General features: G+C 44.0%; 20 protein-coding genes and 2 tRNA genes. 19 read left to right on the top strand and 3 right to left on the bottom strand.

The genetic code is table 11. The features are described 5' to 3' along the window. A partial coding sequence (locus FN732_RS08805; RefSeq protein ID WP_142933554.1) for a helix-turn-helix domain-containing protein occupies positions 1 to 302 on the bottom strand: 302 nt, incomplete at its 3' end. 43 nt (positions 303 to 345) lie between these two features. On the opposite strand from FN732_RS08805, the gene FN732_RS08800 reads away from it, so the two are divergent. The 19 genes from FN732_RS08800 to FN732_RS08715 all read left to right on the top strand — a co-directional run bounded on the left by FN732_RS08800 (position 346) and on the right by FN732_RS08715 (position 12,129). After that, on the top strand, positions 346 to 1,707 hold the full coding sequence (locus FN732_RS08800) for a hypothetical protein (RefSeq protein WP_185954309.1): 1,362 nt from the start codon (positions 346 to 348) through the stop codon (positions 1,705 to 1,707). Between the two features lie 21 nt (positions 1,708 to 1,728). Continuing rightward, positions 1,729 to 2,442, top strand: a complete 714-nt coding sequence (locus tag FN732_RS08795; RefSeq protein WP_142936183.1) for an AAA family ATPase — start codon at positions 1,729 to 1,731, stop codon at positions 2,440 to 2,442. Beyond that, on the top strand, positions 2,439 to 2,990 hold the full coding sequence (locus tag FN732_RS08790) for a winged helix-turn-helix domain-containing protein (protein ID WP_142936182.1): 552 nt from the start codon (positions 2,439 to 2,441) through the stop codon (positions 2,988 to 2,990). The genes FN732_RS08795 and FN732_RS08790 overlap by 4 nt, the downstream gene beginning before the upstream one ends. A 13-nt stretch (positions 2,991 to 3,003) precedes the next feature. After that, entirely contained in the window at positions 3,004 to 3,516 is a 513-nt protein-coding gene (locus FN732_RS08785) for a hypothetical protein (RefSeq protein ID WP_142936181.1), read from the top strand. A gap of 8 nt (positions 3,517 to 3,524) precedes the next feature. Then, on the top strand, positions 3,525 to 4,166 hold the full coding sequence (locus FN732_RS08780; RefSeq protein WP_142936180.1) for a P-loop NTPase family protein: 642 nt from the start codon (positions 3,525 to 3,527) through the stop codon (positions 4,164 to 4,166). A 70-nt stretch (positions 4,167 to 4,236) separates the two neighbouring features. Next, on the top strand, positions 4,237 to 4,830 hold the full coding sequence (locus FN732_RS08775; protein ID WP_142936179.1) for a phage scaffolding protein: 594 nt from the start codon (positions 4,237 to 4,239) through the stop codon (positions 4,828 to 4,830). Positions 4,831 to 4,840: 10 nt separating this feature from the next. After that, positions 4,841 to 5,221, top strand: a complete 381-nt coding sequence (locus FN732_RS08770) for a hypothetical protein (protein WP_142936178.1) — start codon at positions 4,841 to 4,843, stop codon at positions 5,219 to 5,221. Positions 5,222 to 5,255: 34 nt separating this feature from the next. Then, positions 5,256 to 5,747 carry a hypothetical protein gene (locus FN732_RS08765; RefSeq protein ID WP_221928620.1) on the top strand — a complete coding sequence of 164 codons (492 nt, stop codon included), beginning with the start codon at positions 5,256 to 5,258 and terminating at the stop codon, positions 5,745 to 5,747. Between the two features lies 1 nt (position 5,748). After that, the gene (locus FN732_RS08760) at positions 5,749 to 6,228 is read left to right on the top strand and encodes an HK97 gp10 family phage protein (protein ID WP_221928619.1); all 480 of its coding nucleotides are present in this window, start codon (positions 5,749 to 5,751) and stop codon (positions 6,226 to 6,228) included. Beyond that, positions 6,221 to 6,583 carry a hypothetical protein gene (locus FN732_RS08755; RefSeq protein WP_142936176.1) on the top strand — a complete coding sequence of 121 codons (363 nt, stop codon included), beginning with the start codon at positions 6,221 to 6,223 and terminating at the stop codon, positions 6,581 to 6,583. The genes FN732_RS08760 and FN732_RS08755 overlap by 8 nt, the downstream gene beginning before the upstream one ends. Continuing rightward, complete coding sequence (locus FN732_RS08750) at positions 6,583 to 7,005, top strand: hypothetical protein (protein WP_142936175.1); 423 nt, start codon at positions 6,583 to 6,585, stop codon at positions 7,003 to 7,005. Before FN732_RS08755 ends, FN732_RS08750 begins: the two co-directional genes overlap by 1 nt. Further along, entirely contained in the window at positions 7,005 to 7,286 is a 282-nt protein-coding gene (locus FN732_RS08745; RefSeq protein ID WP_142936174.1) for a PDDEXK family nuclease, read from the top strand. The genes FN732_RS08750 and FN732_RS08745 overlap by 1 nt, the downstream gene beginning before the upstream one ends. Further along, a complete protein-coding gene (locus FN732_RS09615; protein ID WP_185954308.1) occupies positions 7,279 to 7,431 on the top strand; it encodes a hypothetical protein in 153 nt (50 codons plus the stop codon). Before FN732_RS08745 ends, FN732_RS09615 begins: the two co-directional genes overlap by 8 nt. A gap of 12 nt (positions 7,432 to 7,443) precedes the next feature. Next, positions 7,444 to 7,776, top strand: a complete 333-nt coding sequence (locus FN732_RS08740) for a hypothetical protein (protein ID WP_142936173.1) — start codon at positions 7,444 to 7,446, stop codon at positions 7,774 to 7,776. Then, on the top strand, positions 7,773 to 8,063 hold the full coding sequence (locus FN732_RS08735) for a hypothetical protein (RefSeq protein WP_142936172.1): 291 nt from the start codon (positions 7,773 to 7,775) through the stop codon (positions 8,061 to 8,063). Before FN732_RS08740 ends, FN732_RS08735 begins: the two co-directional genes overlap by 4 nt. After that, positions 8,063 to 8,557: a phage protein Gp27 family protein gene (locus tag FN732_RS08730; RefSeq protein ID WP_142936171.1), complete on the top strand. Its 495-nt coding sequence runs from the start codon at positions 8,063 to 8,065 to the stop codon at positions 8,555 to 8,557. Before FN732_RS08735 ends, FN732_RS08730 begins: the two co-directional genes overlap by 1 nt. Before the next feature lies 1 nt (position 8,558). After that, positions 8,559 to 9,818, top strand: a complete 1,260-nt coding sequence (locus FN732_RS08725; protein ID WP_142936170.1) for a terminase large subunit domain-containing protein — start codon at positions 8,559 to 8,561, stop codon at positions 9,816 to 9,818. Next, positions 9,809 to 11,161 carry a phage portal protein gene (locus FN732_RS08720; RefSeq protein WP_142936169.1) on the top strand — a complete coding sequence of 451 codons (1,353 nt, stop codon included), beginning with the start codon at positions 9,809 to 9,811 and terminating at the stop codon, positions 11,159 to 11,161. Before FN732_RS08725 ends, FN732_RS08720 begins: the two co-directional genes overlap by 10 nt. After that, positions 11,149 to 12,129: a structural protein gene (locus FN732_RS08715; protein WP_142936168.1), complete on the top strand. Its 981-nt coding sequence runs from the start codon at positions 11,149 to 11,151 to the stop codon at positions 12,127 to 12,129. The genes FN732_RS08720 and FN732_RS08715 overlap by 13 nt, the downstream gene beginning before the upstream one ends. A gap of 170 nt (positions 12,130 to 12,299) precedes the next feature. On the opposite strand, the gene FN732_RS08710 is transcribed toward FN732_RS08715, so the two are convergent. After that, positions 12,300 to 12,376 (bottom strand) — tRNA-Arg (locus tag FN732_RS08710). 8 nt (positions 12,377 to 12,384) lie between these two features. Next, positions 12,385 to 12,462: transfer RNA gene (locus FN732_RS08705), tRNA-Pro, on the bottom strand. Between the last annotated feature and the right edge of the window lie 142 nt (positions 12,463 to 12,604).

Raw genomic sequence — 12,604 nt, 5'->3', positions numbered from 1 at the left:
ATCTGAGGTTGTCTTACTCTGTGGGGTCTTTTGTTTCTGTCTTTGAGGCCTTCTAAACCGTACTTTTTGTATCTATTTTTCCATTTGTAGAAGGTAGTTGGACTTATTCCGAAGTATCTGCAGGTTAGTCTTGCATTTTGGTGTTTTTCGTAGTGTTGAATCCATTTAAGTCTTTTTCTCACGTTTGGGTCTTTTGTTAGGTCGAGTTTGGTTTTGATTTTCGTTCCTCTTTTGATTGTTTTTTTGAAGGGTGTATTTGATATGTGCAGGGATGTTCCTTTGAATTTCTTTAATTGTTTCATTGGTGGACACCTCCTTTTGTTGGAGTTCAAATCTTATTTTAGGGTGTCCACCTTCTTTCTGAACTTCAACACCTCCACGGTCTGCAGGTGGCTGAAGGAAACGGAAAAGGAAAACAGGGAACCAAAGCTCCTTCAATACATAAGAAAATTGGAAGAGACGGGACTTTACGAAAAACTTTTAGAACTCCTCCTCTACAAGGTAAAGGAAAAGGGAGAAGAAAGATACCTGCCGTTGGCAAAGGTTTACCACGCCCTCCAGTTGGAGCTTGAAATGAACGGAATATCTGTCGGATACCACAGGTTCAGGCAAATCGTAAAAGCAATAGTTGTAGGAGTGTTGGGAAAAAACTGGGAAGAGTTTGCCCACAAGAGAAGGAGCAGAGGGAGAGCTCAAAGAATATCCTTTGGAGCAGTTGCAAGACCTAAAGAGGTTCTTGAAATTGACCTTACGGGTTACGAGTTTGAAGGAAAGAACTACTCCCTGATATTGGGATTTGACCTCTACACGGGATTCCTCTTTCCCCCCTTCATAGTTGAAAACAAGGAAAAGGGAGGGGTCGGGAGCTACAACAAGGCATTCAACTCAATGGAAGTGGCCTTATATCTAATCGACGTGTTCAAAAAAGCTGGAATTCCCAAAGTGGTTAAGTGTGATAACGAAAAAATCCTAAAGAGCCAGCTCATAAAAGAAGGATTGAGCAGGTTAGGGGTGAGACTTTCAAACACCTATCCATACAGGCCGAACCAGAAAATAATCGAGGTCGTAATCAAGGAGTTCAAGAGCTTCATGAGGCTCCACAGAAGGAGTGCAGAATCGATAGAGGAACTTGCCCAGCTTGCAGTTGAGAGCTACAACAGAAACCACCACAGGTTTAAACACCTGAGCGAAAAAGTAATACCTGCAGAACTTTTCAAGGGATACTCCCGTAAGGCAGATGAAACCTTAATCTCAACCGCATTTGTTGAAACCGTAGAGAGAACCTTAAAGGACGGCCAGATACAGATAGACAACCTGATTTACCAGATTAACTACCCGAAAAAGAAGGAAAAAGTAGTGGTCAAGAGGTTAATAACCAACCTCAAAGAGGTAATGGTTTACCAGAAGTCGAGCGGGGAGTTCATAGGAGTTGCAAAGCTCTTCTCAAAACCTCCCGTAGAGGTTGAAACCACCGTTGAGTTCAAACAGGAGAAACTCCGTTCAAAGAGGATAGACAGGAGGAAGAAGAAGTTAGAAGAGGAACACGCCCGACTTTCCTACATGGAAAAACCTGCCGTATCCCTTGAAGAAATTGCAGACGGTGAACCTCAAATCTCAATCTCAATAGAGGAGCTGGAATCACTTAATCCAGAACAGGAAAGGACAGAGGAGAGCCAGCCCAGGGGGCTGACCCTCGAAGACCTTTAAATCACAAATAGGAGGTGAGTAATGAAAACACACGTTCAGAAAGCCATCGAAAAGACAGTCCAAACACTCTTTCAATTTTACCACGAAAGGAAGGAGCCCCTGCACGGTGCAGTGTGGGGAGAGTGGATGAGCGGAAAAACAAAAGCGGCCTTAAAAATCAAAAAAGCCGACCCTACCGTAAAGTACATGAAGTTTCCGGAGAGAAGAATCACGGATTCCCAGTTTGTAGCCCAAGTTGCTTTGGCCATAGGATTACCTCCCAAAAGGAGCTTTTTAGAAACCCTCGACCTTATAAAGGATGCAATAAACTACAAGAAATTAACCTTCACAATCATAATTGACGAATCCCAGAGGCTCTTTGAGAAAAAAAGGTTTCTATCAATCCTCAAGGACATAACAGAGGAACTTGAGTATCCTGGAGGATTGATATTCATTTTCTTGGGGGATAGGAATCTCACAAAATTTCTCTACAACGATTACCACTCCCTCGTAAAGAGGATAATAGTAAGGAAGCAGGTGTCTCCAATAGACAGAGATACAGTTGAAACCCTCCTCAAAAAGCACGGATATTCAACAAAAGGCTCTGAAACCCTGACAAAGCTCCTCAAAAAGGAAGGAATAACAACAGGGGAGTTGGACATAGCCCTCCACCTTGCAAGGAAAAAGAGCGTAGAGGAGCTCAACGGCGAAACTTTAAGGGTCTTTCTTGAAGCGGCAGTTGGAGGAGTAAGATGAAATCCTCTGAAATATTTATCCTGATGGACAGGCTGAAAGTATTCCAGCTTAACGAATTGGTGGACAAACTGATTGAGGATTGGGGCTTTTTGGGAAAGTCCTACATAAAAACAAGAGTTCAATCTGAGGTCTACGGATGGGTCAGGTATGGAATAGTGGTCAAAGTGAACGATGATCCTCCGGTCTTTGCCCTGAAAGAGTATGCCGACAACTGGAGGGAGTACTACAGCGGAGTTAAAACCTGCCCCGTGTGCGGGAAAAAGTTCCTGTCAAGAAGGGGAAAGCAGGACAGGTACTGCAGTGCAAGGTGCAGGGAGAGGGCAAGGGCAAGGAGGAGAAAAACGCAGGTGAGGAAGAACGTCCGCAGATACTACAGGGGAGCCGACTCAACGGCCGAAAACTACAGAAAGCCCTGGACTGAAAAAGAAATTGAGTTCCTTAAAGAGAACTACGGGAAGCTGACACAAAAGGAAATAGCAAAAAGGCTCGGAAGAACAGTTCCAGCCGTTAAGGCAAAGGTAAAGGAGCTGTCTCTAAAAGCAAGATAATCGGGAGGAAGCCATGCGGATTGACACCGTTTTAAAGAGAATCAGAACCTCAGTTGAGCACATCGAAAGTGGTGAAATAGTGAAGGCCTACAGGCTCTTGAAGGAAACAGAACAGAAGCTCTCTGAGGACATAGAAAAAAGAAAAAACAAAAAGAGGAACCCGCAGGTTAAGGAACTCATAGAGTGGTACGAAAACCTCTGGAACGGAGAACCTCCAGAGCTTTTAAGGTTCAGCGAGCCGAGAAAAGTAATAGGAAGGCACTTTAAGGACCTATTGAAAATCTACGAGAACAACAACCTTGACGTAGAAGTTTTGAAGATGGAGTACGAGGCCTTCAAGGATGCCAACCCGAAACTAATCGGATGGAAGAGAAAGCTCTTAGGGGATAGGGGAATAGTCCAGTTTAAGTACGTCCTTCCGAGGTGGAAGGGGACAACAAAAACGGAAAGCAAAAAGTGGACCACCCCCGAAAACGAAAGGGGGCTTGACTACTACACGAGCCAGACAGACGACATCGAATTTTGAGGTGGGAGATGCTGTTAGTTGCAAAGAGCATGGCAGAACTTAAAAAGAGGTTTCCCGACTCAACAATACATGAGCAGGGAAACTGCTACTTTGTATTCACAAAGACCGGAATTGTGAGGTTTTTAAAGCCAAGAACAAGAGAAGAAATAGCAGACAGGCTCCTAAACGGAAGGTTTCCAAAAAAGTACGTAGATGCCGTTTTTGGAGAGAAGGAGAGGACCGACGCCGTCAAAGCAGTCCTCTCCTCAAAGAAGGGGGTCTTCCTTTCGGGGAAAGCAGGGACCGGAAAGACCTTTGCCTGCATTCTAAAGATAGCACTTCTTGTGAAGCTCTACAAGGTCAACCTTCCCCTCTTCATGCCCCTGCAGAACTTGGGAGACGTTTTTGAGTACAAGAAACTAATCTGGGAGTACGATTCATTTCTGGTTGACGACCTCAACCCTAACTTGGGAGAGTGGGAGAGAAAATTAGTAATTGAAACCATTTACCATGCTTACAACGAGAACAAGCTCCTTTTCGTAACGTCAAATGCAGGTTTTAAGACAGTAGCCCACTTTCTCAAAGAGGAACCCCTCGTTTCAAGACTTTTGGAAATGTGCGAGGTAAGAACAGTTAAAGGTGAGGATTTGAGGGTCAAACGCCGTCCATAGCCCTCCACGACCCCACCGGGGACACCTCCAGAAGTTAATCTAACAGAAAACGACTTCTGGAGGTTTTGCTATGAACAACGACAGGACGGGTCAAACCCCTGTAAATCAGGACACACAAAATACAAATCAAGACCAAAACAACACCCAAAGTCTGGGAAGCACTCAAAACCAGCAAACTCAAACCAATCAAACCACACCGGCTTCCAATCCCGACGAAATCCTGAAAGAAAAGCTCAAAGAGTTGGGCTTTTCCTCCCTTGAAGAAATTAAGGCTCTTAAAGAGAAGGTAGAAAAAGCCCACAAGGAGTCCCCGGAGGATAAGAACCTCAAGGAGGAGTTTGAAAAGCTCCAGAGCCAGATTAAGGAACTTGAAACGGCATACAGAACAGAAAAAGTGAGGGCATCCATCGTTACATCTGCCACTAAAATGGGAGTTATCGACCCCGACATGGTCTTTCTGCTGGCAAAGGAAAAGGCAGAGGTTAAGGACGGAAAGGTCATCATTGACGGAAAGACTCCAGAGGAGTTTCTGAAAGAGCTTAAAGAGGCAAAGCCGTATCTCTTTAAGGCCTCTGACAAGGAAGGTTCTGGAGCAGGAGTAGCAAAAGAACCCGCAAGGGAAAAGAGCACGGACGAAAAACTCTCAAAACTACTTGAAGAATAGGAGGTAAGTCATGGCAGACATATTGGCTGGAACGTTAACAGAACTTAGAAAGCAGGTAACAAACGAGATTCTGCAGGGAGTGATAGAAACCATAGTAGAAACCGACCAGCTTTTTAACGTTCTACCTTTCAGAAAAGTCACCGGAAGTGGTCTATTGGTTACTTGGGAGAAGGAAATCCCCGTTGCAGGCTTCATGGGAGCAACTGACACGGTTCCCCAGAGCGAAGGTTTAAAGCTTGACCAGTTCACGGAAAACGTAAGGATAATCGCAAGGAACATAGACATTCCGAAGTTTGCAACGGAAGTTGAAGGAGCCCCCGTTCTCCCGTTCATTAAGGCAGAAATCAAGGCAATGAGCAGGGCTTACAGGAGACTCTTCCGCAGACCCTAAAGTCTTTGACGGACTTGACAGTCAGCTTGCAAGGATAGAGGCAAAGGGGCTTCAAAGGAGCATTGATGCGGGAACAAATCCCCTCTCCTTCTCAATACTCGATGAACTCTTAGCACTTATGAAGTTGGGTGTTGATGCAGTAGTAATGCATCCAAGAGCTTACATAGCCTACAAGGAACTTCTAAGGGCAGAAGGACACGGAACAGATTCGGCAATGCTCCAGCTCAAAAACTTTGGAAAACCTGTTCTAACCTTTGACGGAGTCCCGGTTCTCCAGAGTGAATACGTTCCTCTAACCACAGACTCCAATGGAAACGTCCTAACAAACATCTACGCTCTCCACTTCTCAGTTGCAGATGGAGTGACGGGGCTTTACGGAGGAACAGGAGGAGCTGGAATCCAGTACATGAAGTTGGGAGAAGTTCCAGACAAACTTGCAGTCCGTTACCGCTTTGAGTGGTACTGCGGATTTACCGTCCTTTCTCCTTACGCCGTAGCAGCAGTCAAAAACGTCAAGGTGGGATAGGATGGCAGTTGAAATAACAATAATGAAAGACGTTGACTTTTCAAAGGTCTCCCGCAGGTTAGTAAAACTTGCGGGGGCTGCCCTCTCAAAAATAGCGTGGACCTACGTTGAAGAAACCAAGAAGAACATTCAGAGAAAGAGACTGTTTAAGAGCAGAACCGGTAACCTCCTCCAGTCAATTATTGCGGTACCGGAGTCGGACACAAGAGTCATCATTTTTGGAGCTGGAACAGAAGACTCCTTCCTTGAATACGGTAAATACCTTGAATTCGGAACAAAGCCTCACTTAATAAAGCCCAAAGAAAGAAAGGCCTTAAAGATTCCAACGTCAAACGGCTTCATATTCAGAAAAAGAGTCCGCCACCCCGGAATAAGAGCAAGGCACTACTTCTTTGGAGACTACGAAAGAAAAATGAAAACCGCAGTGGAAGCTGGAAGGCTCTACTTCCTTTCAAAACTCTCGGAGGTTTCAAATGACTGAATTTGTGACCCTAACCGACTTTGAGGACAGCCCCGTTTCTGTAGGAGAAGAAGCAGTTAAAAGGGCAAACCTCTACGTTGAGAGAGTCCTTTCAAAGTTGGGAGTTTCTGCTTCCCTGTTCCCGCACCTTAAAGACAACCCTCACTTAAAGGAACTTGCAAGAGTTTACGCCTACTACATCTCGGTAGTTGACTACTATGCAGGAGACGGAAGCGAGAGCGAGTACAACGAGAAAGTAAAAAGCTACAAGGAACTTCTTACGAAAACTGAAAACTCAATAACCCTTGAATCGCTCGGATTGACACAGTCATCTCCATCCGTCGGATTTGCAACGTTTCCAATAAGGAGAGGCTAATGTGGTTTGAATTCATAGAAGGATTGAAGAAAAAACTTGAAAAAGGGACAGACGCAAACGTTTACATAGGAATTGACCAGCCGAAGGATGTGAGGAATTACCCCTTCATTTCCCTGATTCCAGCTGAATTCACAGAGGATGAGGAACACAGAATAATGGTTTTAGCCGTAGCCTTTGGAGTCAGGGAAGAGGAGAAAAACAAGGAAGACCCCGCCCCGATGTACGAAAGGGGAGTTAACAACCTTCTTAACCTTATGGTTCAAATAGAAAAGGTGATTTCTGAAACGGAAGTCGGCAGCTTCCAGATACTACCCCATAGGGAAACGGTCAGAAACTTTGAGGTCAAAGCCCCGAAGTTTTTGATGGAGATGCACGTAGCAGTTGCCCTTAAAAAGTTTCCGCCTGCAATGGAGGACTTCTAATGAACACTAAGGCCAAGGGAACGAGGTTCGAAAGGGAGGTTAAGAAGAAGTTTGAAAATGCTGGATTTGAGGTTGTCAGGTCTGCGGCAAGCCTCGGAAAGGCAGACCTTTACGTAGAAGGAATCGGTTCAATCCAGTGCAAGGTCAGAAAGAAACTCTCCCTCTACAACCTCTTTGACGGAGCAGACGTTTTAGTAGTCAAAGCCGACAGGAAAGAGCCGTTAGTTGTTATTCCCTTACAGAAATTCCTTGAGATTGTTCTGGAGAAACAGAATGTATGAAAGACTTTTCCAGCTCGGCTTTATAAAGACAAGACTTTTAACAAATATGAGCCTTCCTGCTTTCATTAACTCGTTTGGAAATTTCGTTGTGAAAGCAGGGATTGGAACAGCTTTGATTTTCCTATCAGTTTCGATTTTCCTTTAACAGGGAGTTGGCATGACTCTATCAATGGAACTGATGGACTGGGTGAAGCTGATAATGATTGTAGGGACTCTGACCGGAAACGGTGCATGGATTTACTACTCGGTCAAGAACCTCAAAGAGGAGCTTTCGGCAACAAACGCAAGAATCGATGAATACCAAAGGTCGGTAGAGAAGAGATTCAGCGAATTTGAGAATCAAATCAGATACGAAATATCGGAAAAGGTTGACAAGAGGCAGTACTACGACGACTTGGGTGGCTGGAAAGCAGACATAAGGGAATTGAGAGCAACCATAACTGAAATCTTCAAGCAGTTCATAGAAACGTTCAAGGAGATGAGGAAATGAGGGAAAAGCTTCTCAGAGGACTGATACTTGATTTCCTTCACAGGATTTACCCGAGAGACATCGAAAGGATAGGGGTAATAGAGGCCTTCTACAAAGAGTTCAAGCCGAAAGACATAGAGAAAGCCCTTGAATACCTGAAAGACAAGGGATACGTGGAAGAGAGGGAAATGGAGCATCCAGTTAGAAGGTTTGAGGTGATAAGGCTCTACAAGATAACTCCTCACGGGATAGACCTTATTGAAGGAACTCTCTGTGATAACGGGATTGCCTTCTGGGAGGACGAGTAATGCCAAGGAGAAAAAAAGCAGTCCTCCAGGACGTAATAACAAGAATCGTTTACCTGTACGAGAATGAAAAGAAGACCTTCAAAGAAATAGAGGCAATCTTAAGGGCAGAAGGTTACGACATTTCAAAATCCTCAATCCACAGAGCTTACAAGTCCTATGCTCAGGCTGCAGAGGACTACAAGAAAATATACGAGGAGACGAAAGCACTGATAGACACATTAAGAGAGAACCCCGCAACAGACGTCATAGAAACGATGGGAACGATGCTTGCCAATCACATGTTCAAGTTCGTTAAAGACATCCAGTCTATGGAGTTTGAAGACCCTACAGAGCTCGTCTCTGCACTCCAAAAACTTGCCAAAACAATGGCGGACCTTCAAAAAATCAGGGAGGAGAGGGAAAAGAGGGCACTTGAGGTTCTGCAGAAAGGAATGGAGGAAGGAAAGGTAGATGCCGAGATAGTCAGGAAAATTCAGGAACTCTACGGAGCTTAGAATGGCAATACTCCTTCCCTATCAAATTGAGATAGTTAAGGGAATTGACTCTCACAAGTTTAGTGCAATAAAGATGGCAAGGCAGACGGGTAAGTCATTTGTAGTATCCTACTGGGCAGCAAAGAGGGCAGCTACGAGGCAGAACCACACAATAGTTGTGGTTTCTCCAACAGAGAGGCAGAGCAAACTATTTGTTGATAAGGTGAAACTCCACGTTAAAGCATTAAAACTTACAGGAGTTAAGTTTTTTGAAAACACAGACCTTAAAAAGTTGGAAATTAACTTTCCCAATGGCTCTCAAATCGTAGCCCTGCCTGCCAACCCCGACGGTATAAGGGGATTTTCAGGGGACGTAATAATGGACGAGGCAGCATTCTTTAGGGACTGGCAGGAGGTTTACAGGGCCGTGTTTCCAATCATCACAAGGAAGAAGGACTACAAACTCATTGCAATATCAACCCCTTTTGGGAAAAACGACCTTTTCTACTACCTCTGGAGCATAAGCGAGAACAATCCCAAGTGGTTTAGGTATTCGTTAAACATCTACGAAGCGGTTGAAAAAGGACTTTCCGTTGATATAGAGGAGCTGAAAGCAGGGATAAAGAGTGAGGATGCCTGGAAGACAGAATACCTCGTAGAATTCATAGACGAGGCAGATTCCGTCCTTCCTTACGAGCTTATCCAGAAATGTGAAATGCCGAAAGAGGAAATAATCCTCCCTGACTTAAGAGAAGCCAAAGGAAACCTCTACTGCGGAATTGACGTTGGAAGGAGAAAGGACCTTACAGTTATAACCGTCGTTGAAAAGTTGGGAGACGTCCTTTACGTAAGAAGAATTGAGGAACTTAAAAAGAAACCCTTTAGAGAACAGATAGAGATAATCAGCCACTACGCAAAGTTCTGCAGGAGAGTTGCCGTTGACGAGACTGGACTGGGAATGCAGTTGGCAGAGGAGCTAAAGGAGAATTTCGGTTCAAAAGTCATCCCCGTTTACTTTTCTGCAAAGACAAAAGAAGAGCTTGCTGAAAAACTGAGGACAAAATTCCAGGATAGGCTCATAAGAATTCCCTCCGACCCTGACCTCAGAGAGGACCTTCACTCTGTTAGAAAAACAGTAACAAATGCGGGAAATGTAAGATACGAAGGTTCTGCAAAGGACAGCCACGCCGATAGATTCTGGAGCTTAGCACTTGCAGTTTACGCTGCAAGCCAAAGGACCTTTAACTTCATATTTAAGGGAGTGAAGATACCATGGCTGTAATTAACTTTGACTTGGATTACCAGTTTCTCAAGGACTCCTACACAGGCAGAGGAGGATACTTAGACGGAAGTTACCTTGTAAGGTTCCCAAACGAAAGTGATGAGAAGTTCAAAAACAGAAAGAGGTACGCAGTCCTATTTAACTTCTGCAAAAAGATAGTTGACTCCATAACGGGACACGTTTTCAAAAAGTCCCCGATTAGAAAAATGGACGACTCCCCCTGGTACGAGAAGTTCATCAACAACACAGACAGGAGGGGAACCTACATAGACGACAAAATGAGCCAGCTTTTAAAGCTAACCCTCATTAACGGAATAATCTTTGTAATAGTTGACAAGCCCAGAATTCAGGTAGAAACGGCCTTAGAGGAAAAGGAGCTTAACATCTTTCCCTACATAACATTCAGGAAACCTGTCCACCTTCAAGACTACTCCTTTGACGAGTTTGGAACCCTAAACTACATAGTGTTTAAAGAGCCAAACCCAGAAAACCCACAATTTTTCATCTACAGAAAGTACACAAAAAACGAATGGTTCATCTCCGACGATGAACAGTTCTCAAAATTAAGGGACTCTGGAGAACACAAATTAGGAGTAGTTCCAGTAATACCTTTTGCAGTTACCCAGCTTGAGGATGACGAAATCCTTCCGACTCCCTTCATCCTTGAAATAGCCAACCTTCAAAGGGACTTCTACAATGCAGTTAACGAACTGAGGACGATACTCAGGGACAACACATTTCCCATTCTAACTTTCCCAGTAAAGGACGACTCCTCAACAGAAGCTCTCAAAAATCAGGGACTTTCAATATCAACAGACAACGGGCTCCTCTACAACGCAGAGGCGGGGGCAAAACCAGAATTCATAGCTCCGCCGTCGGACCCTGCCCAAATATATCTTTCCTACATAGAAATGCTCGTAAAGCAGATTTTCAAACAGGTTAACCTTGACTTTGCAAACTCCAAGGCGGAATCGGGACTTGCAAAACAGTACGATTACCTTGAATTCACCACAATGCTCGTTAACTTTGCCAACGCATTGGAGGCCTGTGAGTACAAAATTGCAGAGCTTGTCGGAAAGTGGCTCGGAGAAGAGTTTAAAGGCTACATTGAATATTCAAAGCAGTTTACGATACTTGATGCAGAACAGTTTACAGAAACCGTTCTTTCAGTCTTTAACGAACCTGCTGTTTCTCCAGTTCTCAAAAACGAACTTGAAAAACTCCTTGCAAGACTCATTCTCAACCCCTTCAAGGACGAAAAAGAGCTCGACCAGATAGAAAATGCTTTGGATTCAAAAGAGGACTGGGAAGTTAAAATGAGGGCTGAAGGTTGGAACAGTTAGAAAAGGTAAGACAAGAAATTCTTGAATACCTTGAACGCAACCTCAACAAACTTTCAGAAAACCAGGAGGAACTCACAAAAGAGGTAATTGAATACCTTGCCTCCAAAAACTACGTCATAGACAGAAAACTAATCAGAATGGTAAATGAGATAATAGAGGGGAACTACAAGTTTGTTGAGAGCTTCCTCAAAAGCCTTACCGACTTAACAGTTAAAAAACTTCCTGTTCCAAGAGAAATAAACAAAGATGAACTAAAGAAAAAACTCCTCGACAGGCTCTTTAACTTCCTCTATCCCGACGGTCTAAACCTCTCCCAAAGACTCTGGAAGAGAAAAGAAGAAGCCAAAGTAGAGTTCCTTCAAGTCCTAAAACAACAGCTCTCTCTGAAAAACTCTGCCGTTAAAGCTGCATACGAAATACAGTACAGAATGGAAAAGAAATTGGGCAAAAAGTTTGTAGGGCTTACGAAAGAAGAGATTAAACTGATAGAAAAGCTCCGAAAGAGTGCAAAATCAATGATAAAGTGGGAGGTGTCTAAAAAGAAATGGGATTCAATACTCAAGCGGTATGAAAAGTATATAAAGCAGAGAAAAGAGACGGGAGTTCTTCACGCCCACAGAACTCTACTCAGGGAGCTGACCAAAGCAGTAGAGAAAGCTTCAGAGAAGTCCGTAGATGAAGCAGTTCACTGGTATATGTACGAAAAGCAGCTTTACAACCTAAAAAGAATAACGAGAACAGAAACGGCGAGGATACTTAATACGGCAGTTGTAGAAAGCTACAAAGACAATCCGTTTGTGATTGGCTTCAAGTGGGAGCTGAATCCAGCTCACAGAATAGTGGACATCTGCGATAAGTATGCTTCAATGGACTTTGGACTTGGGAGAGGAGTTTATCCGAAAGAGAAACTTCCCCACTGTCCAGCTCACCCTAACTGCATGTGCAGAGTGGTTCCAGTTTTCAGGTAGGTTGGAAATTTTGAAAAAATGTGGAACACCGTTCCATTTTTTTTCAAAAAGTTGTTTAGGCGTTGGGAATCAAGGGCTAAAATCTAAAATGTTATTGTAAGCGTTCCACTTTTTTTTCAAAATTAATAATCCTTTACTTTGAACTTATCCAAAGGCGGAAGCTGAATCTGTGGCGGGCCCGGGAGGATTCGAACCTCCGACCTACGGATTAGAAGTCCGTTGCTCTATCCAGCTGAGCTACGGGCCCCTTATGAATGGTCGGGGCAGCCCGATTTGAACGGGCGACCTCGTGCTCCCAAGGCACGCGCTCTAACCAAGCTGAGCTATGCCCCGAATTGTGGTTTTGTAATTTAGGCAATAGGGTAAAATTTGGCAAGTATGTGTTCTCGTTCAATACATGGTGGACACCCTGGAGTTTTTTAATATATTCCTCAAACTTCTCTACTGGAGTCTTATAACCAAGACTTTGATGAGG

Source organism: Balnearium lithotrophicum, assembly GCF_900182585.1.
Lineage (GTDB): Bacteria > Aquificota > Aquificia > Desulfurobacteriales > Desulfurobacteriaceae > Balnearium > Balnearium lithotrophicum.
Note: the sequence above shows the minus strand (reverse complement) of the source record. Positions and strands in the feature narration are given on the sequence as shown.